The sequence below is a fragment of the Pseudomonas delhiensis genome (genome assembly GCF_900187975.1).
Classification (GTDB): Bacteria; Pseudomonadota; Gammaproteobacteria; order Pseudomonadales; family Pseudomonadaceae; genus Pseudomonas; species Pseudomonas delhiensis.
This window is the reverse complement of sequence record NZ_FZPC01000015.1, coordinates 108,494-129,199: the sequence shown is the minus strand read 5'-3', so window position 1 is coordinate 129,199 and position 20,706 is coordinate 108,494. Positions and strand designations below refer to the sequence as shown.

Here is a 20,706-nt window from a genome sequence, read left to right as displayed (position 1 = left end):
GGAGTAGACCAATCGCTACGCTGCGATTACTGAATTTGTGTAGGAAACGTCTATTTTACTCGTGAGACCTTGCCACTACACTGTGAGAAATGATGAAGTATGACTCTTATAACAAAACGAACTTATAAGGAAGAGGTCATGGCTAAGGTAGTGCTAGTAGATGATCATCCAGCGATCCGCTTGGCTATCAAGGTTCTGCTGCAACAAGAGGGGCACGAGATCGTTGGCGAAACAGGCAATGGCGTTGAAGCAGTATCGATTGTCCGCGCTCATGCGCCAGAGATTGTCATTCTCGACATTGGGATTCCTCAACTAAACGGACTGGAGGTTATATCAAGAGTCAAGACAATGTCTCCAAAACCAAGAATCCTGATTTTGACGTCTCAACCTGCCGAGCTATTCGCTGCGCGTTGTCTGAAGGCTGGCGCAAACGGCTTTATTACTAAAGACGAAAGCCTGACCGAACTTCAGCGAGCAATAAAAGCACTCATATCCGGCTATAGCTTCTTCCCTGATATCGTATTAAACACCGACAATCCCTCGTCCACGAATAGCTCAGAGAGCGAGCTACTCAAGTCATTATCAAATAGAGAAATCATGGTTTTGAAAAGATTGGTTATCGGCCAAAGCAATATCGAAATAGCGCGCGACCTGTTGCTGAGCAACAAAACGGTAAGCACCTATAAGACAAGGCTAATAATGAAGCTCAATGCCACCTCCCTTGTCGACCTCATTGAAATCGCAAAGCGGAATAATATTTAGCCCGCCGCTAGGCGATCAATTTCCATTGCAAGGGCGGCTATCACCTCCTCGGCTTCGTCCTTGACAACGTCAACAGCCAGTTCCAAATCGTCAAAATCAGTTGCGACATCACGCGCTAGAATTTCGACAGCCTGACATGCCTCTATTAAGTCTAAAGCATGGAGAAACTTAGCACCTCCCTTTAGCTTATGCGCAATTTCGGACAAACCTGACAGATCACGAGCCCTCCAGCAAGCCAGTAGCTTTTCCAGGTCTTCCCGATTAGTCTTGAGAAATTCAACCAGCATCAACCGCAGAACTTCATTATTTTCCTTCGCGACTCTTCTAAGCGGGGCCAAATCGAATTTGGCCTCGCCGGCCTCACCCTTTAAGTGACGACCAGGCTCGATCGGCAGAACACCTACCCTTGAGACCTGCGCAGAATCACTTATAGAGGCCATCCACTTCCGGATAACTTTATCGAGATCATCTATGGTAACCGGTTTGAAAAGGCAATCGTTCATACCAGCGGCAACGCAACGCTGTACTTCCTCAGGCTGTGCATTAGCGGTAAAACCAAAAACCACCACCGGTTTGGCACCACGCTTGAATTCGGCATCACGAATATTACGGGTAAACTCATACCCATTCATTACCGGCATGTTGCAGTCAGTAATTACAATGTCAAAATCACCGCTACGCCATATCCGAAAAGCTTCGGCGCCATCTGCGGCACTGATAACGTCATGCTGCAAATATGACAACTGCTGGGAAAGAACCAAACGATTTGCGGAGTTATCGTCTACCACAAGTATATTCAAGCTTTTCAGATCACCTTGAAAGAGAGGTGATTCATCTACCTGCTCTGATATCTCTTGCGACTCAAGAGCACTAAGGCATAGCTTTAGACTCACACAGGTACCAACCCCAAGCTTACTGCTGAGTGAGAGCGACCCTCCCATCAGTTCCGCGAGCGAGCGACATATCGCCAACCCCAGCCCGGTTCCACCTCTCGCAGCGTGCTCCTGAGCCTCCACCTGTTCAAAGGGCTCGAACAACTTGCTTTGGTCCACCTCTGTTATCCCAATGCCAGTATCCTCTACAGTAACTTCAACCTCCACCATGGAGTTTCCCTTACTAACCCCACTTAAATTTACTACAACCCCCCCCACATCCGTGAACTTTATGGAGTTACCCACTAGATTGGAGAGAATCTGTTTGTAGCGAACTGGGTCGACCATGAATTCGCCAGCCACGGCCTCGTTGCAGTGCAAGGACAGCGATAGGTTTTTTTGCCGCGCTAAACCATTGAAAACCCGCAGGACAGATTCGGACAACTCAATGATGCTTGCTCGCCGAGGCAGAATAGCCAAGCTCCCTGACTCGATCCTCACTACATCCAGAATATCCCCAATCAACTCCAGAAGGCTAATGGCAGAATCATGAGCCACTTCGATAAGTGTTCGGTCTATGGTTTCCGACCCTCTGATGGAGAGTTCCAGCAAACCTATTATGGCATTCATAGGCGTTCTGATTTCATGACTCATCGTGGCTAGAAAGGTCGTTTTAGCTCGACTAGCCGCGTCAGCCAGATCTTTTGCAGTCTTTAACTCCTCAATCAAACGGCGTCGCTCACTGATGTCTATCCAACCACAGATCACACCCTGGGTATCACCATTGGATGCCTTGTATGGATATATCCAGTGATAGACTGTCGTAGCCCCACCTCTCAGATGAAGTGTTCTATCCATTTCAAAGGGGGTATCGGTGCGCATGACTCTCAAATAATCGGAATGTAGTGCACTCGCCTCCTTGTGGTTGGCCTTCACGCCTTCGAATGAATACTTTCCAACAACGTCTTCAAGCTCTCTACCAATGGCCTGCAGATAGTATTTATTGCATGACAGCAGCCGCCCTTCCTTATCTCTAACATATATGGGATGCGGAGTACCATTGATAAGCGCCTGCATAAAAAGCAACTGCTCATCCAAAGCCTGCTTTGCCTGATTCTTCTGCGCGATCTGGCGACGCAAATAGGCATTCCACACAAAGGAAACCGCGAGTAGAAGAATGGCAACGCTCACAATCTGGATAATTAAAGGACGATAGTCCTTCCAACTCTTTATGCGAACAGCCGGGTTACCTCTCCAGCGACTGCTGATAACATTCAATTCATCCGGCGGAATGTCAGCCAAAACCTTATCAAGTATTGACTGCAACTCCACATCGGACCGTTTCATTACAAATGGGAATCTTGCTCCGTCGACGTCAATGACATTATTTATAGATATATTGAGACCTTCCACACGATCCGAGTAGAATCGCGCAATCCCCATTGGCGCAATAGTCGCCAACACCTCTCCTGAAGAGACAGCATCCATGGATTCGAACAAATTCGATGTTTCGACAATATCTATATCGGGATAAAAGCGCCTAAGCTTCTCTATTACCACATGCCCTTTAGGGATGGCCACCCGTTTACCACGCAACTGCTCAAGAGAGATGATATTGGTATTCTTATTGTTCGTCATGACCACGAAAGGAGAATAAGCAAAATTCTCGGTGAACCGCAAGAACTCCTCCCGACTTGGTATTTTCGTAAGGCATGCCAGCTCGGCCTTGCCATCCAATACAGCACTCTGCAAATCGCTAACCCTGTCCAGATAGACTGGCTCGAATTTTATTCCTGTATTGAAACTGGCTATCTTAAGAATATCCGATGCAATACCACTGAAATTTCCATCACTATCCATGAATGCTATTGGAGCTTGATCCAGGCTGACGGCAATACGAACAATGGGGTGTTTGGAAATCCACTCCCGCTCGCCATCGGTAAGCTCTATCTTCTTCGCCGTGATCGCTTGAGTACCACCGGCCCACCGCCTTAATATCTCATCGTAGTCCTTGCGATCTATAGCCTTGATGGCGGAATTGACTATGCCTAGCAATAGTTCATCATTTCTTCTGATGGCAAAGCTCGTCCCTCGCGTATTAATATCGACCATCCTCTCGATCTTTACGAAATTGAAATAATTTTCATTGATAAGAAGATTAGAGGAGAGAATATCACCAAGGTAAAGGTCGGCACGCCCGAATGCCAGGGCAGCAAGAGCTTCCTGCCTGGACTTATAGAACTCCACCAGCGAGCCTTGGAAATTATTCAATACGACATCGCGAGTAATATAGTCATAGGGGACAGCTACCCTGACACCGTCAAGCTGACCGTTGAAAATACGCGAGTCATTGAGCCGGCTAAAGAGGGCCGGCTGGTCAGGAGCATAAGGAGTCGTCAGTAGAATAGACACATCAGTCGCGTCATATCCATTTGCACTGGCAAGCAGGTCGGTTTCTCCTGACTTGAGTGCTTCTATTGCTTTGTTTCGGTCAGGAAATGAGCGAATGACAACATTGACCCCCAAGTACCTCGAAATCAGACCGAGAACATCCGCAGTAATCCCCTCATACCTATCATCATTGATCGTTATGTCGAATGGTCTATAGTCAGGCTCCGACACGCCAACGACTAGCCTTCCCTTCTTCCTCAGCCATTTCCACTGCTCCGACCCTAAATCCAACTCTTTATGTTCCGAATTGGCCCGAGAGTAGAGTTCCAATTGCACATCACTCTCATACGGCGCACAATATCCTGTCCGTATCCATGCAAGTACGCAAACAAGAAAAACAATGCAGATGCGCATCTGATCTAAACTCCACCGTTAGCAAGAGCTGCCCTCTGCGTACTGCTGAATATCGCTTACATTTTCAAGCTCCAACTTTTCCAGTAATTTTGTTCTGTAGGCGTAAACGGCTGAAACACTCAGATATTTTTCCTCAGCTATCTGCCTAACCGTCTTACCCTCTACCAGGCACCTAAAGATACTCAACTCTTTTCTGGTAAGCCTGCCAAGAAGCTCGATAGTGGTAGGTATAGCAGCACCCAGTGTTTCTTCAAGCTCTATTACTGGAAATATTTTATGTCCGGACAGGACACTTCTAACCACCTCACAGAAGTCATCTACTCCCTGATCTTTCTTCACGACAGCGGAAGCGCCAAATCTAATGGCACCTTTGATCTCACCAATTGAATCGGCTGAGCAGTACACTATTATCTTAGAGGAAGGAGAAAATGACACTATCCGGGAAATCAACTCAAGTCCGCGTATAGTCGGGGCAACCAACCCAATAACTACAGCATCGGGCTTTCTATTTGCTATCAGGTCAACAGCACCATCTCCCCCTTCCGCTTCGCCAATCACCGTGAATCCACCGCCCTCCAGGACCCCTCGTAAAGCAGTCCGCACCATGGAACGCTCATCCACAACAACGAACCTAGCCATCCTGCCCCCGCTGAACAGTGCTGTTTATGAAGGAGATAGTGATATAGCCTTATACATATAAGCTGCTCACGGTCATGAGCAGCTTATAGCCTCGATCTGACTATTGATAATCGATGGTAAACATAACAGATGAGTTTGCTGGCCCAGGAGTAACCTTGCTTTCGGTCTGAACATATCTGGCACGCAGCGGAATCTTATAGGTCGCACCGTCAACGCCCGTCACTCCAGGTCCATAAACAAAGGTTCCTATAGGTACAACCGACCCTCCGGCAGGGCGAGAAATCTCGATACCAACACCTGTGGCCGAACCCTCAACTCCATCCAGCTTTACAATTCCCTTTGTAGGAAAATCGGATCCATACATCGGATCTAATCTGAAACGCAGCGAATTAGTTGCCGACATCCCACTTGGCATACATGCTTTTTCTTGGCATATTTGGCCTGTGCCGGCACTAGACCATTGCTCTGCAGCATACCCGGCAAACGCTGGACAATTACTAAGGACGATGTCAAACGCCACAAATGGTGTAGTTTTTTCGGGCCCAAGTGTCCCTGCCCCAATCTGATGCGAGCCTAAATTAACCGGAACGTCCGGTGTCAAGCATGTGGCTGAGACCACGTTTACAGCGCCTACATAACTAAAACTACCCAGCGTAATCCTATTCCCACTTTCCTTTTCAGTCACGTCTACTCTTATAGTGGGCAAACTTGCGCCAGAAATAGTAGACGGTGCAACTTCTCCAATTTTAATGAATGACAAAACTATAGGATTTACGAAAGACGTGATGGTATTTGTGCACTGACTGACATTCCCACTACAAAGGACCATATCTCTATTACTGGGCATGACGGTTCCAAGGTGCGTAATGGCTACCCCTATGCCTGGAACGTCTGTCTTATAGACATTTCCTGCATATGGGCTTCCGACCCAACTAGATTTTCCCAAAGGAATTGTAGGAAGAGCATATTGAATATTCGCCCATACCTCTCGATCACATTGCAAGTCAATTTTCCCAGAAACCTGAAAGGTCTGTCTGAGCACTTCCTTTCCTAAAGGCACATCTCGCCCCACAGTTATAGTTGACGCCTGCAATGGTATGGAAGCGACAAGAGGGCCATTCCCTGACGAGTTACTGGGGGCGTACCCGCACATAGCCGACCATGCAAGGCTCGAAGAAGTTAAACAAAAAACCGCAATCAACGTGCTGATTATATTTCGCTTGATCATCTTTTCCCTCCGCAACCCCATTGCATAACTTTCATTGTGGTTTATGCCTGCTTACAAACCACCTCGGTTGCCGGCTTTTTTTCCTTTTCGACGGGCAAAATCAGAACACAACTTTGGTGAGCTTGATCTCCCCAGCTGACATTCAGCACACGGTTCTCATCTTGCAGCCGCGCATAGAGCTGTCCAGCCTGCCCCACTACGCCAATGGAGGCTCCCTTGGAGTCGGTAACGCTCGCTCCGAACGGAACCGGGCTACCATCCTTCTGAGAAGCAATAACGAAGACAGCATCGCCTTTCACAGCGGCATACTTGAGAAGAACCACTGCACCGGCTCGCGGAGCAACCTGCTGGCTGGTTTCCTGGAGTTCCAAGTCCATGGAAGTGCCACTGGGATCAATGGATACTTCATTCAGTTCGTACGGCTGCAAATGGGGCACTACGGCGTACCCATTGGAGTCCAGCTCGAGACCCGGGAAGCCAGCCACCTTTGCGCCAGCCGCGCCCTCGGCGCCGACGAGTGCCATGGTTTCACCCTGATAGGGGGTCAGCGTTACGCCTCCCCGATGGGCAATCACACTGCCGCTCATGTTCAAGGAAACGCTTTGGTAGCCGTCACCTTGGCTCAGGGTGCCGCCGGCAATAGCCTTGGAACCGATATACTGCCCGTTCACGGAGGTACTGGTGCCGTTACTCGCGCCTTGGTGGCTACCAGTGATGCCGTAGCTGACCTGGCGGGCCTTGCCAGCAGTCCCGCTGAGGGTGACTTGCTCGTTGTACTCGCCACTTGCGTCACGCCCTACACTTGCACTGAGCTGCGGTCGATAGGTGCTGTCACCGAACTTGAGCGGCATGCTGACAGTGAGCATCAGGCTGTTCTGCATGTCTCCCTCACTCATTCGTGTGCGGTTTGCGCTCAGGCTGAAGCTGACATCGCCAAACTGCTTGCTGTATGCCGCTTGGTACTGCAGATCGGTTCCCGGGATGTTCCAGTAGTTCTGTCGTATGGCAGTGGCGGACAAATGGCCGAAACGCCCCAGGCTTTGATCTGCCGTGAAAGACAAACGATTGCGCGGGCGGCCAATGGTGCTGGCATCAAGGCCGGCGCTTTCGGCGTCGATCGTCTGTAAAGCATTGCTGAAGTCCATGTAACCGCTAGTGGAAAAGCGATAGGCGGCCAACGCAAAATTGCTGCCAGTGCTGAGGATGTTCTTGTTGTAGGTCAGCCGTACGCTCTGGCCGTTCTCCTTCCCACTCTCCAGGTTCGTCTGGGCATGTGTCACATCCGCCGCCAGAGCCCCGATGGGGGTGCTGAAGGCGAGGCCGGTCATGACCGCCATGTAGTCGTCGCTACCCTGGCCGCCGGTGTAGCCAGTAAGGCTATTGGTCAGGCCGCGCTGGACGGTTCCTTGGACAAACTTCGCCTGCTTGTCGACAAAGTTGTCGCGGGTTTCACCTGCAGTCACGCTGAAGCGAGTGGTACCCGGGCGAAGCAGTTGGCCCACAGCGGCGTAGGGAACCTTGAAGTTCTGTTCGCTACCATCCGCTTCGTGGACCGTCACATCGAGGTCGCCGCCGTACCCTGTCGGATAGAGGTCATCGATGACGAAAGCGCCCGGCGCAACGTTGGTTTCATACAGGAGATTGCCAGCCTGTCGAACCTCAACGCGCGCACTGGTCCGGGCGATTCCCCGGATGACCGGTGCGTAGCCGCGAAGCGATTCAGGTTGCATGCGTTCATCACTGGAAATCGAGACACCACGGTATGCAACGGTGTCAAAGAGCTCACCGCCGGTATTGGCTTCACCAAGGGTCAATTGGCTTTTGAGCGAGGTGAGGTCGCGCTGAGCATAAGTGTTGATGACTTGATAGTCGTACCCGAGCTCTTTCTGCCACGTCGTCGAGCCATTGTGGCGCAAGCGCCAATCGCCCAGATTCAGTCCGGCTGCAAGCCCCAGATATGCAGAATCATAATTACCAAAATCGGTTTGGTTATGGTTGGCGTTGAGGTTATACCCCAGAGTGGCTGCGGTGATTCCGCGGTCCCATAGCTCCGGGCTGACGTAGCCACGCGCACCACGGCGCATGAATGCCTGCGGTATGCTGATCTCAAGACGCTGCTCACTAAGGTTGTATGCTGCACTGGCCCCCTCGATGAGCTCAGGCAGGGAAGTGCAACCTTTTGCCTGCTCCAGGAGTTCGAGTGCCTTGGCCGACAGTTTATTTACATCGACACCGACCAGTTCAAGCAGCGCACGCTCGAAGCAGACATACGTATTGCCTTTACCCGCGGCGGCAACAATCCGGATATCCTGGCGACTTATGAGTTTTCCATTGACTTCGATATCGGCACGATATTCACCCGGCAATGCCGGATTACCCTTTTCGTAGTGGCTAAGATCAAGCCCACGCGAACTTTGCGGCAGAAAGGCCTCGTTGAAGATGACTCCCTTGTCTTCGACATTTTCGGCTGCGGATGCAGTCTCCAGGCCACCCATCACGGCACCGAGAAGAAATGCAGTCAGCGAACTTTGGGCAAAAGAACTCCGGGTCGCCAGGATTGCTCCTGCAACAGGGGAAACAGTCATGAAAACCTCAACGAAGCGGTAAAAGCTGAGCGAGCACGCCTTGTAAGGGATGCTGAAGAGGAACTAGGAAATCAGCGGGCTAGCGATGCGTTGTGCTTGACCAATGCACCATAGTCATTGATGGCTTCGAACTCGACCTGGGCCGAGCCCGGTTCGGATCGAAGCGTAGGCAGCGGGTAATCATGGCTTTCACCGGGAGCGACCATGCCATCCTCGCTGGGATAACGAGTGGCACCCGCAACCAGCGCCACGCCTACCGTGGATACGTAGTAGGGGGAAGAGTTGCGTGCCCGCAGTGCGAACCCCGAACCGACCTTCACCACGCTCCACTGCAGCTGTGCAGGAGCGTCCAGGGACTTGCCCGGCAGCTGCGCCGGACGGTAGAAAATCTTGATGCGCGAGCGAAACGCCATCTGCAGCACATTTGCATCGCCACCGCCCTGCGCTTTCGGCGGAATCTCCAGTACGTTGAGCCAGAATACCGACTCCTTGCTTGTCGGCAGGTCGGCGCCGAGGAACATCAGCCGTAGGGTCTGCCCTTTACCGGGATCAATGCGCGAAACCGGCGGCGAGAGCATGAACGGCGCTTTGGAGTTCGTCGGATCGGCCTTGGCATCCCCCGTATCGATCCAGGACTGAACCAATGCCGGCAGCGAGCCGTTATTGTTCAATTTTACGGACACTTCCTTTTGTCCGGCCGGATAAACAATCCGAGTTCCGGTGATTACCACACCTGCCATTGCTTGGCTGCAGAACAGAGAAACCACAGCCACTACCAGCGCGTTCCGTGCATTGATCCAGAAAGTCATGATGCGCCTCACGTAGTTGGGCGATGCCTCGCACGACGCGAGGCATCGTGATAGCCATTACTGGTAATCGATAGAATAGGTCACCGAGCTTTCCACGGTGCCAGGGGTGGGGGCGGCGGCGGTTGCCACATACTCCACGGCATACGACAGTACGGCATTGCCGCTTCCATCAATGGCGCTGCGGGAGGTCAAGGTCTTCTGGTTGGTGTTGCCAGCCTTGATGACACTGCCGTTCTGGGCATCGATCAGTCGCAGGTTCACATTCGACGCAGTGCCACTGGCGTTACGCAGATACCCGCTAACCGGATCGACCGTAGAGCCCGACTCGAAGAAAGCAGCAGCAGTCGTTGCCGCACCGGCGCAATTGCTCAGTTGGATATTGAAGCCCGTGCGACCAGCACTATCACCGCTGTTCGGCAGCGCGCCGGCGGAAACAGAAGGAAGCGTTACGCTGGCAATGGACGGGGATACCACGCCATCCACCGCTACAGTGCAGGTTTGGCCTACCAGTTCACCGCTGAAATTGATTTTGCCGTCTGCAGCATTGGCGACTTGACCTACAGCAGCGGCGCCCAGCAGGGTGACGATTCCAACAACATTACGCATTACATTGCTCCACATGAATAAGAAATTTCCTCGCCACCGAAGAGAAATCTCCTAGGCCTCATCGTGGCGACGGAGCGTATGATTACGCGCTTCGCACTGAGATTCTGTAGGCCATGCCCTTGCAGCGCGTAGGACAATTCCTACAAATAAAGTGAAGTCAGTTATAGGAATCGCATTTTGTGGCGCGCAAAGAGAGGCCTGATGCAGCCGGCTCCATCCATTCAGAAATGTTCGCTATTGACCGGCTTTGCCTTCTCCAACTGGCGGCAATGGGTGACTCTGCCGGCTCCCACCAACAGCACTGGGTCGGAAGCGGTTCGTCGCCAACGGCTGTAATGCACACCAGTTGTGCGGTCAGCCCTTCTTATCGCCCCTTCCAATTGACAGCCAGCCCCACGACAACGCCCTAACGTGGCCCACCCGCCCCACAGGGCGGTACGGGATTGGCGTCCCGTAATTCTGGAAGGTGTCTGAGGCTATCTCCGACACCGTGCATGGCTGCACCCGTGTTATGGGCGGGCCGTGCGGGGCATCTTCGGATGCGCCGGTTCCCAGATTCCGGTACGCCAACCTGTACGGTCCGCCCTCCCCGATTGGCGTCGGGAGGCGGAAGCCTGAATCAATCTGGGAGATTTTCATGAGCCTTGCAGCCCAAGTTCTACCCCATCCCCTGACGAGCACCTCCCCGTCGGAACTCTACGACGCAGCCCCATCCCGCCAATCGGCCCTGGTCAACCTGCTGCGCCTGCTGGCCGGCGCGCCGGACCTGGGGGCGCCCGGCGAAGAGGTGCTGGATGGCACCTTCTGCGCATTGGAGTACCTGGCGGCCGATGCAGAGCGGTTGTATGCCGCCGCTGAGGAACGTGGGCGGGTATAGGGCGCATAATCGTTCGCGGTTATCCGCCGCTACACCTTCCTTGTCGGTAACGCCGTGGTTGAGCCTGGCGTGGCTCCGACAGCGGCTCCGTGCACGGCACCGAGCGGAATGCGGCCAAGGCCAAACGGCGGATAACGCGGAGCGTTATTCGCCCTACGCCAGGCCCACCCGTAGGGCGAATAACCGTTCGCGGTTATCCGCCGCCTCACCCATCGCCACGCCGGAATCGACCTTCGGCGACCTCAAATGGTCCGCGAGAAGCGCTCCCGCTGCTCGCCGCCCAGGTAGGCGTCGAAGGCCATCGCCACGCTGCGCATCATCAGCTGGCCCTGGGGCAGCAACAGCAGCCCGTCGTCATGCAGCTCCACCAGCCCGTCGTCGACCTGCTCCCGCAACTGCCGCAGCGAGTCCTCGAAGTACTCGGTGAAGCGGATGCCGTGGCGTGCCTCCAGCGGTGCGTAGTCGACCCGGCCGTGGCACATCAGCTCGCCTATCACCTCGCGGCGCAGGCGGTCGTCGTCGCTCAGGCGGTAGCCCTTGTGCACCGGCAGCAGGCCCTCGTCGAGGCGGGCGTAGTACTGGGAGAGTTCCTTCACGTTCTGCCCGTAGGTGTCGTCGACCTTGCTGATGGACGACACGCCCAGCGCGATCAGGTCGCAATCGGCGTGGGTCGAGTAGCCCTGGAAGTTGCGCTGCAGCGTGCCCTTGGCGCGGGCCACGGTCAGTTCGTCGTCGGGCAGGGCGAAGTGGTCCATGCCGATGTAGGCGTAGCCCTCCCCGGTCAGCCGGCCGATGGTCAGCTCCAGCAGCTCCAGCTTGCGCTCGGGCGGCGGCATGTCCTCGCGGCGGATCAGGCGCTGGGCGCGCACCCGCTCGGGTAGGTGGGCATAGCTGTAGGCGGCGATGCGGTCGGGGCGCAGCGCGACTATCTTGCCCAGCGTGGTATCGAAGCTCTCCACCGTCTGCAGCGGCAGGCCGTAGATCAGGTCCACGGACACCGACTTGAAGCGCGCCTCGCGGGCGGCCTGAACGAGGTCGAAGATCTGCTGCTCGCTCTGCACGCGGTTGACCGCGGCCTGGACCTTCCCGTCGAAGTCCTGCACGCCGAAGCTCAGGCGGTTGAAGCCCTGGGCGCGCAGCTCGGCAATGCGCTCGCGGCTGATGGTGCGCGGGTCGACCTCGATGGAGAACTCGTGGTCGTCGCTCTCGTCGAGGTTGAAATGCTCGCGCAGGCAGTCCATCAGCTCGGCCAGCTGTTCGCTGGTCAGGTAGGTCGGCGTGCCGCCGCCCAGGTGCAGCTGGGTGAGCTTGCGCTGGCCGTCGAACAGCGCCGCCTGCATGGCGATCTCGCGCTTGAGGTAGGCCAGGTACTCGACGGCGCGGTGGGTCTTCTGGGTGATGATCTTGTTGCAGGCGCAGTAGTAGCAGAGGCTCTTGCAGAACGGGATGTGGATGTACACCGAGAGCGGCTTGGCCGGTGCCTGGTTGCTGCGCCGGGCCGCCGCGCGGTAGTCGTCGGCGGCGAAGGCGCCATGGAACTGCGGCGCGGTGGGATAGGACGTATAGCGCGGCCCCGGGCGGTCGTACTTCTCCACCAGGGCGCGGTTGAAACTCATCGACTCAGGCATGACACGGCTCCTCTGGCTCGCCGTCCATTGCGGCGGGCTTCGCGGGCAACGATACACCCGACCGGCTGCGTTGCTCCTGAGTGGGATCAAGAACCGCTCAGGCGCGCACGGTGGTTTCGTCCGTTCAGGATAGGCCTTTCCAGGATGGCGGGCGCCCGGGTCCTCGACGAGGCGACGGATGCCACGGGCGAACCCCATGGGCCATGGCGATGGGTATCGCTTCGCTCCACGCCATCCTGCGGTCCCTACGCTGCGGCCCCCCCACGTCATTACCCTGTAGGCGCGCGTCCTGGCAGGGCCTGCGCCTGCATGGTTTGGCATACGCCGCCGACGGCTAGCAAAGCTTCTGCGCCAACTCGCCGACGAACTGACGCAGCCATTCGTGGTGGGGTTTGCTGTGCCTGGCGATGTCCCAGACCATGAAGCAGCGGAAGGACGGCACCGGTAGCGGCGCCGGGCTTACGCTCAGGTGGGTCATGGCCGCATAGCTCTCGGCGGCGAATGTCGGGATGGTGGCTATCGCCTCGCTGTTCATCAGCGTCGTCAATGCGCCGCTGAAGTGGGTGAAGGAGGCGATGACACGCCGTGCATAGCCGGCGGCCTCGAACATGTCGTCGATGAAGCCGCGTCGGCCGTCGTAGGAGATGCGTACATGGTCCGCCGCGAAGTACTCCTCCAGGCCGATGGGCCGGCCCGCCGCGCGCCCATGTGGGCGAAACAGGCAGGAGTAGGAGGAAGAGAACAGGACCTGGGAGGAATAGCTGGTGTTGAAGTCCTTCGGTTCGCTGCAGATCACCAGGTCCATGTCCGGGTCCTGCAGCGACTGTTTCCATAGCGAGCTGTTGCTCTGGTGGAAGGCGAAGCTCACGCCCAGCCCCAGCTCCGCCGCCGTGTTCACGATGCGCGGTGCCAGGTAGGACTCGATATCGTCGGACAGGCCGATGTTGAACACGTAGCTGGAATCGCGCGGGGAGAACTCCGGCTCGGCGCCGAGCACGCCGGAAATGGAGGTCAGCGCCTCGGCGATCTTCGGTGCCAGTTCCATGGCCCTGCGCGTGGGCTGCATGCCGGAGGCGGTGCGGATGAACAGTTCGTCACCGAAATGCTCGCGCAACCGGCGCAGCGCGGCGCTCACCGCCCCCTGGGTCACGTGCAGCATCGCCGAGGCCCGGGTGGCGCTGCGCTCGGTCATCAGGCAGTGGAAGGTGAGCAGAAGGTTGAGGTCGATCCGCGAGATATTACGTACGTTAATCCGGCTCATATTTCCTAATCGTTTGCCCCGTGCCCAGGGAGATTCCTAGTCTGGCGTCCACAACAACATAACAAGGGATGGAGAGTCCTGTGGACGCGATTCAGCAAAGCCTGGGTGCAAGCAGCATCCATACCAAGCGTGGGCAGTCGGACATCCGCAAGCGGGCCATCGCGGTCGGCATCGGCAACTTCATGGAGTGGTTCGACTTCGCGATCTACGGTTACTTCGCCGCGGTGATCGGCATGCTGTTCTTCCCGTCCAGCGCATCGGGCGTATCGCTGCTTTCGTCGCTGGCGGTATTCGCCGTCGGCTTCCTCTCGCGGCCCTTCGGCGCCCTGATCCTCGGGCCCATCGGCGATCGCTTCGGCCGCCGTTCGGTGCTGATCATCACGGTGTTCGGCATGGGTGTCTGTACCACTATCATCGGCCTGCTGCCTTCCTACGAGGCGATCGGCATAACCGCGCCCATCCTGCTCATCGCCATGCGCTTCATCCAGGGCATGATGGTCGGCGGCGAGTGGTCCAGCGCCGGCATCTACATCGTCGAGAGCGCGCCGTCCAACCGCCGGGCCACCGCCGCCAGCGTGATCACCGGTACGGCAGGGCTCGCCTTCCTGTTCGGCACCTTCACCGCCGCGAGCATTTCCTCGGCGCTGGATGACCAGCAGCTGGCGGCCTGGGGCTGGCGCCTGCCGTTCGTGGCCTCCATCGTGATGACCGGCATCGCCGTGTTCATCCGCCGCAAGCTGGGCGACACCCCGGTGTACGAAGAAATGGTCCGCCAGCGCGGCTCGCACCAGGCCCAGGTACCGAGCCGTGCCGTGCGCCGCCGCGCTTTCATCACCACGTTCGCGTTTTCCGCGCTGTTCGGCGTCTCGCTCTACTACTTCATCACCTACGCCAACAACCACCTGGTCTCCACCGTCGGCCTGCCACGCAGCAGCGCGCTGTGGCTGTGCAGCCTGGCGCTGGTGGTCTACGTGATCGTCAACCCCTTGATCGGCCGCCTCAGCGACCGCATCGGCCGGCGCAAACTGCTGCTGGGCGCCGCCGCTGCGCTCACGCTGCTGGCCTACCCGATCTTCCTGTTGCTCAACAGCGGCAACCCGCTGGCAATCCTTGCCGGGCTGGTGGTGATGGGTGTGCTGGTGGCGGTCACAGCAGTCATGGACGTGGTGCTGTTGGTGGAAGTCTTCCCGGCCTCGATCCGCTCCACCGGAGCGGCCCTGGGCCACAACCTGGCGCTGGCGATCCTCGCCGGCCCCGGCCCCTTCATCGCCGCCGCGCTGATCCGCCAGACCGGCGATGCGAATCTTCCAGCGGCCTACCTGGCGGCAGTCTCCCTGGCATGCCTGGTGGTGCTGTGGAAGACGCTGCCGGAAACCCGTGACAACGACATCAGCCGTTTCTAGACCTTTTCACCAGCTGTCAGGAGTTCCCATGACCCGTGTAGCGATCATCCAGGCCGCCTCCGTTCCCTACGAGCCAATGGCCAGCGTCGAGAAGGCCTGCGCCATCCTGCGCCGCGTGGCGGAACAGGGTGCGAAGCTGGCGGTATTCCCCGAGGCCTTCATCGGCGGCTACCCGAAAGGCGCGGCCTTCGGCAGCGTGGTGGGCAACCGTAGCGCCGCCGGGCGCGAACTTTACCAACGCTACGTAGAGGGCGCCGTCGAACTGGCGGGGCCAGAACTGGCGCGACTCGCCGAAAGCGTGGAACAGACCGGGGTGACCGTGGTGGTGGGCATCATCGAGCGCTTCGGCCGCACCCTGTACTGCACCGCGGTGACCCTCACGCCAGAGCACGGCATCGCCGGCTACCACCGCAAGCTGATGCCCACCGGGCAGGAGCGGCTGATCTGGGGCTTCGGTGACGGCTCCACGATAGAGCCGGTGGACACCGGGTTCGGCGTGCTGGGCAGCGTTATCTGCTGGGAGAACTACATGCCGGCGCTACGCCAGGCCATGTACGCCCAGGGCGTGCAGCTGTACTGCGCACCTACCGCCGACGACCGCCCTTCCTGGGCCAGCTCCATGGTCCACATCGCCCTGGAGGGCCGGGTGTTCGTGCTCTCGGCCTGCCAGGCGATCCGCCTGGGCGAGTACCCGCAACAACACCGCAAGGCGTTCGGCCTGGACTTCCAGGAGGACGAGTACGTGATGCGCGGCGGCAGCATGATCGTCAGCCCCTTGGGCGAAGTGCTGGCCGGGCCGGTATTCGATTGCGAGACGGAGCTGTACGCCGACCTCGACATGACACTGCTGAGCAAAGGCAACCTCGACTTCGACGCCTGCGGCCACTATGCAAGGCCGGATGTGTTCGAGCTGAAGGTGAATACCGCACCGCTGCGGCCGGTGACTTTCGAGGGCTGAGCCGAAGCGATCTCCATAGGATGGGTCGAGCTTGCGATACCTATCTGGCCATGGCGATGGGTATCGCTTCACGCCATCCTGCGAAGTCGCGCGCCGGACGCTGCAGAAATGGAAAACCCCGCATCGCGGCAGGGCTTTCGAGCTTCAGGCGATATCGGCGAAACGCTCGATATGTGGCTGCTCGCGGTGCCTGGCCTGCCAGATGTCATAGTCGGCCTGCACGCCGAGCCAGGTCCGCGCCGTGCCTATGCCGGCCAGCTCCAGGCGCACGGCCAGGTCCGGGCTGATGGGTGCGCGGCCGTGCAGGACGCGCGACAGGGTTTCACGTGCGAAGCCCAGGCGGCGGGCCAGTTCGGTGACGCTGATGGCAAGTGCCGGCAGCACGTCTTCGCGCAGGGTTTCGCCAGGATGTGGTGGATTGAACATGACCATGGGCGCCCCCTCCTGTTCAGTGGTAATCAAGATAGTCGACGAAGCGTGATGCAATACATCACACCGATCAACAGGCAGATAGAAAACCCAATGGCGCAGGGCTGGTTATGCGTGGGGGAAGATGGGTATCGCTTCGCTCCACGCCATCCTGCGGTGGCGTTGCCCATGCAGCCGTAGGAGCGCGCCCTGCCCGCGAATCGCGCGCAGGGCGCGCTCCTACAGGTGGGACAGCGGTGTCGGGGTAGGAGCACTCCGTCCGCGATCGGATTCACCGGCCATGCCGGACGCCCCGGTGGCACGGCCGGCGGCGGATAACCGCGAACGGTTATTCCCTACGGTCCCATCCACGCCATTGCCCTGCACGGGCCGCCCTACCCGGCCAGTGCCTCGCCGCTCACGCGCAATACCCCGCTGTCGATTGCCAGGTGCACCAGCTCCGCGTGGGAACTGACCTGCAGCTTCTGCTTCAGCAGCGTCACATGGTTGGACACGGTCTTGGCGCTTACGCACAGGTGTTCGGCCACCTGGCGTACCGGCAGGCCGCGGGCGAGCATGACGAAGATTTCGAATTCGCGGCGGGTCAGGCCGTGCAGGCGCGGGTCGCCCTGCTCCAGGCCGCGGGGCTGGCAGGCCAGGCGGGTGGCCAGGGGTTGCTCGATGTAGAGCTGGCCGGCCAGCACCCGGCGCACCGCTTCCAGCAGCACTGCCGGGGCCGCGCCCTTGGTCACGTAGCCGGCGGCGCCGGCGTCCAGGGCCTGGCGGACCAGGGGCAGTTCGTCGTGCATGCTGAAGAACAGCACGCGCAGTTGCGGCAGGCGCTGGCGCAGGCGGCGGGTGACTTCCAGGCCGCTGATGCCCGGCAGGCCGATGTCGAGGATGACCAGCGCGGGGATTTCCCGCTGCACCGCCTGCAGCGCTTCCTCGCCGTCGGCCGCCTCCAGCACTTCCGCTTCCGGCAGCAGGCCGCGCAGCAGGGCGGCTATGCCTTCGCGCACCACGAAATGGTCGTCCACCAGCAGGATCTTCATCGCTTTTCTCCTCTCATGCCGCTGCCGGCAGCGGCACCCGCAGGCGCAGCGCCAGGCCCAGGCCGGGCTGGCTGCGCAGTTGCAGCTCGCCGCCCAGGCAGCGGGCGCGCTCGCGCATGGAGCGCAGGCCGATGCCGGCGCGTGGCGGGCCGTCGCTGCCGCGGCCGTCGTCGCGCACGCCCAGGTACAGGTAGCCGCCGCGCGCTTGCAGGCGCACCCACACGCGGCTGGCGCCGGCGTGGCGGGCGACGTTGGTCAGGGCTTCCTGCAGCAGGCGGTACAGGTTCGCCTTGGCCGCGTCGTCGAGGGCCGGCAGGCGCTCGGCCAGGTGCAGGGTGCAGGCGATGCCCTGGCTGGCCTGCCAGTCCTCGACGTAGGCGCGCACCGCTTCGTCCAGGGCCAGGTGTTCCAGCACCACCGGGTAGAGGTCGCGGATCAGAGCCCGGAAGCTGTCGTTGAGGCCGCGGCAGTGCTGGTCCATGCGTTCCAGGGTGGGTTGCGCGGCGGGTTGGTCGTGGAGGCTGTGCAGCAGGAAGAGTTGCGCGCGGATGCCGGCCAGGTACTGGCCGATGTCGTCGTGCAGGGCCTGGGCCAGTTCCTGGCGCTCGCGCTCCTGCACGGCCAGCAGCGAGCGGGTCAGCTCGGCGTTTTCCTGGCAGGCGCGCTCCAGGGCCTCGGCCATGCCGTTGAAGCGCCCGGCCAGGCGCTGCGCCTCCGGCAGCGAATGGCCGGGCAGGCGCACCTGCAGGCGGCCCTGGGCGATCTCGCCGAACGCGGCCTGCAACTGCTCCACCACCCGCAGCCCACCATGCACCGCCCAGCGGATGGCCAGCAGGCTGACCGCCAGGGCTACGCCGAACAGCGCCAGCAACTGCACCAGGGAGTCGCGGACCTCGTCGATCTCGTCGCGCGGGTCCACGCTCAGCTGCACGCGGCGGCCGTCGGCCAGCTGCAGTGGCTCGGCGCGGTACACGTCCGGGTACAGGCGCGCCGCCAGCCATTCGTCCAGCCAGCCGCGGGGCGCCGGCGGCGGCTGGTCGAGCCAGTGCACGCGCACGTGGCGCAGGCCGCCGGTCAGGCTCTGGTCGAGGCTGGCCGGGTCGCGCAGGGCCGCCTCGCGCAGGTATTCCACCACCGCGCGGGCGGCGTCCAGCTCGCGGCGCACGTCCTCGTCGCCCTGGTGCAGCAGCACGGCCACGCACAGCGCGGCCACCAGGGCGAAGAACAGCCCGACCAACAGGTTGATCCGCCACAGCGCCGACATGGCCGCGCCTCACGGCCCCACGCGGCAGGGCTGGCCGGCGATGCAGACGGTGGGCACGCCGGGGCGGGTGTGCAGGCTGTACATGAAGTCGAAGCCCAGCAGGCTGAGGATCAGCAGGATGGGCAGTACCAGGGTGACGGCGATACGCATGGCTCGGCTCCCGTTGTCTTTGTTGTTGTAGGGCCATGCTAGGGCGCGGCCGCGGGCGGCGATCTACTACCTTGGTACTGCCCCGGCGGTACTTTCTGCATATTTCCCGGCCCCTGACGCGTTCCTATGCTGGCGACACAACAACAATGGAGTCGCCCATGCGCCAGTTCGCCCTGCACGGCGTGGCCTACCTGCTGGCGGTCGCCTGCGCCGCCCTGCTCTGCCTGGACGTGCGTGCCGAGGAGGCCCCGGCCGAGCTGCAGGTGCGCATCGCCTACCTCGGCTACACGCCCGACCCCGGCCCGCTGCTGTCGAACGTCATCCCCGAGCCCACCGACGCCGGCCTGCGCGGCGCCGAGCTGGCCATCGACGACAGCAACACCACCGGGCGCTTCCTCAGGCAGCGCTACAGCCTGGTCACGGCCACCAGCGCCGATGCGCAGCAGTTGCTGGCCGAGGCGCGCAAGCTGCACGACGACGGCCTGCGCCTGTTCGTGGTCAACGCCCCGGCCGACAGCCTGCGCCAGCTGGCCGCCGCGCTGCCGGACAGCCTGCTGTTCAACGCCGGCGCCGCCGACGACGAGCTGCGCGCCGACCAGTGCCCGGCCAACGTGCTGCACACCCTGCCCAGCCGGCTGATGCTGACCGACGCCCTCACCCAGTTCCTGGTGCTGCGCAAGTGGACGCGCTGGTTGCTGGTGGTCGGCCAGCGCCCCGAGGACCAGGCCTACGCCGCCGCCCTGCGCCGCTCGGCCAGGCGCTTCGGGGCGAAGATCGTCGAGGAGAAGGCCTTCACCTTCGCCAACGACCAGCGCCGCAGCGCCCAGGCCGACATGCCGCTGTTCACCCAGGCCGACGACTACGACGCGGTGCTGGTGGCCGACGAGCACGGCGACTTCGGCGAGTACGTGCCCTACAACACCTGGCTGCCGCGCCCGGTGGCCGGCACCCAGGGCCTGGTGGCCACGGGCTGGCACAAGACGGTGGAGACCTTCGGCGCGGCGCAGCTGCAGAAGCGCTTCGAGGAACACGCCAGGCGCTGGATGAACGACCGCGATTTCGCCGCCTGGGTCGCCGTGCGCAGCGTGGCCAGCGCCGTGACGCGCCTGCGCAGCGCCGAGCCCATGGCCATCCGCGCCCTGGCGCTGTCGCCGGACCTGCCGCTGGACGGCTTCAAGGGCTACCGGCTCAGCTACCGCCCCTGGGACGGCCAGCTGCGCCAGCCCATCCCCCTGGTGCAGCCGCGCGCGCTGGTCAGCACCTCGCCGCAGGAAGGCTTCCTGCACCCCGAAAGCGAACTCGACAGCCTCGGCCTGGATGCCCCGGAAAGCCGCTGCCACCTCGCCGACGCCAAGCCCTGACTGGAGACACCCCATGTTCCGAGCCGCCATTTTCCGAC

At 59.5% G+C, this 20,706-nt stretch carries 17 protein-coding genes; 5 read left to right on the top strand and 12 right to left on the bottom strand.

Annotation, left to right across the window (positions count from 1 at the left end; genetic code table 11):
• Window positions 1-138 precede the first annotated feature (138 nt).
• Window positions 139-762 carry a response regulator transcription factor gene (locus CHC02_RS15220; protein ID WP_089392296.1) on the top strand — a complete coding sequence of 208 codons (624 nt, stop codon included), beginning with the start codon at window positions 139-141 and terminating at the stop codon, window positions 760-762.
• On the opposite strand, the gene CHC02_RS15215 is transcribed toward CHC02_RS15220, so the two are convergent.
• From CHC02_RS15215 to CHC02_RS15190, 6 genes are all read right to left on the bottom strand, one after another.
• Window positions 759-4,439, bottom strand: coding sequence for a transporter substrate-binding domain-containing protein (locus tag CHC02_RS15215; RefSeq protein WP_089392295.1), 3,681 nt, complete (start codon window positions 4,437-4,439; stop codon window positions 759-761). The two genes, CHC02_RS15220 and CHC02_RS15215, sit on opposite strands and share 4 nt — an antisense overlap.
• 18 nt (window positions 4,440-4,457) lie before the next feature.
• A complete protein-coding gene (locus CHC02_RS15210) occupies window positions 4,458-5,078 on the bottom strand; it encodes a response regulator transcription factor (RefSeq protein WP_089392294.1) in 621 nt (206 codons plus the stop codon).
• Window positions 5,079-5,178: 100 nt separating this feature from the next.
• Window positions 5,179-6,306: a fimbrial protein gene (locus CHC02_RS15205; RefSeq protein WP_167364803.1), complete on the bottom strand. Its 1,128-nt coding sequence runs from the start codon at window positions 6,304-6,306 to the stop codon at window positions 5,179-5,181.
• 41 nt (window positions 6,307-6,347) lie between these two features.
• On the bottom strand, window positions 6,348-8,891 hold the full coding sequence (locus CHC02_RS15200; protein ID WP_244160932.1) for a fimbria/pilus outer membrane usher protein: 2,544 nt from the start codon (window positions 8,889-8,891) through the stop codon (window positions 6,348-6,350).
• 71 nt (window positions 8,892-8,962) lie between these two features.
• Complete coding sequence (locus CHC02_RS15195; protein ID WP_089392291.1) at window positions 8,963-9,700, bottom strand: fimbria/pilus periplasmic chaperone; 738 nt, start codon at window positions 9,698-9,700, stop codon at window positions 8,963-8,965.
• Window positions 9,701-9,757: 57 nt separating this feature from the next.
• Complete coding sequence (locus tag CHC02_RS15190) at window positions 9,758-10,306, bottom strand: fimbrial protein (protein ID WP_089392290.1); 549 nt, start codon at window positions 10,304-10,306, stop codon at window positions 9,758-9,760.
• A gap of 637 nt (window positions 10,307-10,943) precedes the next feature.
• Here CHC02_RS15190 and CHC02_RS15185 point away from each other — a divergent pair.
• Entirely contained in the window at window positions 10,944-11,183 is a 240-nt protein-coding gene (locus CHC02_RS15185) for a hypothetical protein (RefSeq protein WP_089392289.1), read from the top strand.
• Between the two features lie 242 nt (window positions 11,184-11,425).
• Here CHC02_RS15185 and hemN read toward each other — a convergent pair whose 3' ends face one another.
• Together hemN and CHC02_RS15175 are read right to left on the bottom strand one after the other, a co-directional pair.
• Entirely contained in the window at window positions 11,426-12,811 is a 1,386-nt protein-coding gene (gene hemN, locus CHC02_RS15180; RefSeq protein WP_089392288.1) for an oxygen-independent coproporphyrinogen III oxidase, read from the bottom strand.
• A 334-nt stretch (window positions 12,812-13,145) separates the two neighbouring features.
• Window positions 13,146-14,072: a LysR family transcriptional regulator gene (locus tag CHC02_RS15175; protein ID WP_089392287.1), complete on the bottom strand. Its 927-nt coding sequence runs from the start codon at window positions 14,070-14,072 to the stop codon at window positions 13,146-13,148.
• 80 nt (window positions 14,073-14,152) lie between these two features.
• On the opposite strand from CHC02_RS15175, the gene CHC02_RS15170 reads away from it, so the two are divergent.
• Complete coding sequence (locus CHC02_RS15170; RefSeq protein ID WP_089392286.1) at window positions 14,153-15,475, top strand: MFS transporter; 1,323 nt, start codon at window positions 14,153-14,155, stop codon at window positions 15,473-15,475.
• Window positions 15,476-15,503: 28 nt separating this feature from the next.
• On the top strand, window positions 15,504-16,433 hold the full coding sequence (locus tag CHC02_RS15165; protein WP_089392285.1) for a carbon-nitrogen hydrolase family protein: 930 nt from the start codon (window positions 15,504-15,506) through the stop codon (window positions 16,431-16,433).
• Between the two features lie 144 nt (window positions 16,434-16,577).
• Here CHC02_RS15165 and CHC02_RS15160 read toward each other — a convergent pair whose 3' ends face one another.
• The 4 genes from CHC02_RS15160 to CHC02_RS30220 all read right to left on the bottom strand — a co-directional run bounded on the left by CHC02_RS15160 (window position 16,578) and on the right by CHC02_RS30220 (window position 19,307).
• The gene (locus CHC02_RS15160; protein WP_089392284.1) at window positions 16,578-16,865 is read right to left on the bottom strand and encodes a HigA family addiction module antitoxin; all 288 of its coding nucleotides are present in this window, start codon (window positions 16,863-16,865) and stop codon (window positions 16,578-16,580) included.
• Between the two features lie 371 nt (window positions 16,866-17,236).
• Window positions 17,237-17,893, bottom strand: a complete 657-nt coding sequence (locus tag CHC02_RS15155) for a response regulator transcription factor (protein ID WP_089392283.1) — start codon at window positions 17,891-17,893, stop codon at window positions 17,237-17,239.
• 13 nt (window positions 17,894-17,906) lie between these two features.
• Window positions 17,907-19,157 (bottom strand): sensor histidine kinase, encoded by a 1,251-nt coding sequence (locus tag CHC02_RS15150; RefSeq protein ID WP_089392282.1) that lies wholly within the window; start codon window positions 19,155-19,157, stop codon window positions 17,907-17,909.
• Between the two features lie 9 nt (window positions 19,158-19,166).
• Entirely contained in the window at window positions 19,167-19,307 is a 141-nt protein-coding gene (locus CHC02_RS30220; RefSeq protein ID WP_167364804.1) for a hypothetical protein, read from the bottom strand.
• Between the two features lie 158 nt (window positions 19,308-19,465).
• On the opposite strand from CHC02_RS30220, the gene CHC02_RS15145 reads away from it, so the two are divergent.
• Window positions 19,466-20,668 carry an ABC transporter substrate-binding protein gene (locus CHC02_RS15145; protein WP_089392281.1) on the top strand — a complete coding sequence of 401 codons (1,203 nt, stop codon included), beginning with the start codon at window positions 19,466-19,468 and terminating at the stop codon, window positions 20,666-20,668.
• Window positions 20,669-20,706 lie beyond the last annotated feature (38 nt).

What these genes read in the sequence shown, in the direction of transcription:
- CHC02_RS15200 (WP_244160932.1), bottom strand. Translation starts at nt 8,891, where the DNA reads ATGACTGTTTCCCCTGTTGCAGGAGCAATCCTGGCGACCCGGAGTTCT.
- CHC02_RS15155 (WP_089392283.1), bottom strand. Translation starts at nt 17,893, where the DNA reads ATGAAGATCCTGCTGGTGGACGACCATTTCGTGGTGCGCGAAGGCATA.
- CHC02_RS15210 (WP_089392294.1), bottom strand. Translation starts at nt 5,078, where the DNA reads ATGGCTAGGTTCGTTGTTGTGGATGAGCGTTCCATGGTGCGGACTGCT.
- CHC02_RS15150 (WP_089392282.1), bottom strand. Translation starts at nt 19,157, where the DNA reads ATGTCGGCGCTGTGGCGGATCAACCTGTTGGTCGGGCTGTTCTTCGCC.
- CHC02_RS15145 (WP_089392281.1), top strand. Translation starts at nt 19,466, where the DNA reads ATGCGCCAGTTCGCCCTGCACGGCGTGGCCTACCTGCTGGCGGTCGCC.
- CHC02_RS15185 (WP_089392289.1), top strand. Translation starts at nt 10,944, where the DNA reads ATGAGCCTTGCAGCCCAAGTTCTACCCCATCCCCTGACGAGCACCTCC.
- CHC02_RS15205 (WP_167364803.1), bottom strand. Translation starts at nt 6,306, where the DNA reads ATGATCAAGCGAAATATAATCAGCACGTTGATTGCGGTTTTTTGTTTA.
- CHC02_RS15160 (WP_089392284.1), bottom strand. Translation starts at nt 16,865, where the DNA reads ATGGTCATGTTCAATCCACCACATCCTGGCGAAACCCTGCGCGAAGAC.
- hemN (WP_089392288.1), bottom strand. Translation starts at nt 12,811, where the DNA reads ATGCCTGAGTCGATGAGTTTCAACCGCGCCCTGGTGGAGAAGTACGAC.
- CHC02_RS15165 (WP_089392285.1), top strand. Translation starts at nt 15,504, where the DNA reads ATGACCCGTGTAGCGATCATCCAGGCCGCCTCCGTTCCCTACGAGCCA.
- CHC02_RS15220 (WP_089392296.1), top strand. Translation starts at nt 139, where the DNA reads ATGGCTAAGGTAGTGCTAGTAGATGATCATCCAGCGATCCGCTTGGCT.
- CHC02_RS15195 (WP_089392291.1), bottom strand. Translation starts at nt 9,700, where the DNA reads ATGACTTTCTGGATCAATGCACGGAACGCGCTGGTAGTGGCTGTGGTT.
- CHC02_RS15190 (WP_089392290.1), bottom strand. Translation starts at nt 10,306, where the DNA reads ATGCGTAATGTTGTTGGAATCGTCACCCTGCTGGGCGCCGCTGCTGTA.
- CHC02_RS15175 (WP_089392287.1), bottom strand. Translation starts at nt 14,072, where the DNA reads ATGAGCCGGATTAACGTACGTAATATCTCGCGGATCGACCTCAACCTT.
- CHC02_RS15215 (WP_089392295.1), bottom strand. Translation starts at nt 4,439, where the DNA reads ATGCGCATCTGCATTGTTTTTCTTGTTTGCGTACTTGCATGGATACGG.
- CHC02_RS30220 (WP_167364804.1), bottom strand. Translation starts at nt 19,307, where the DNA reads ATGCGTATCGCCGTCACCCTGGTACTGCCCATCCTGCTGATCCTCAGC.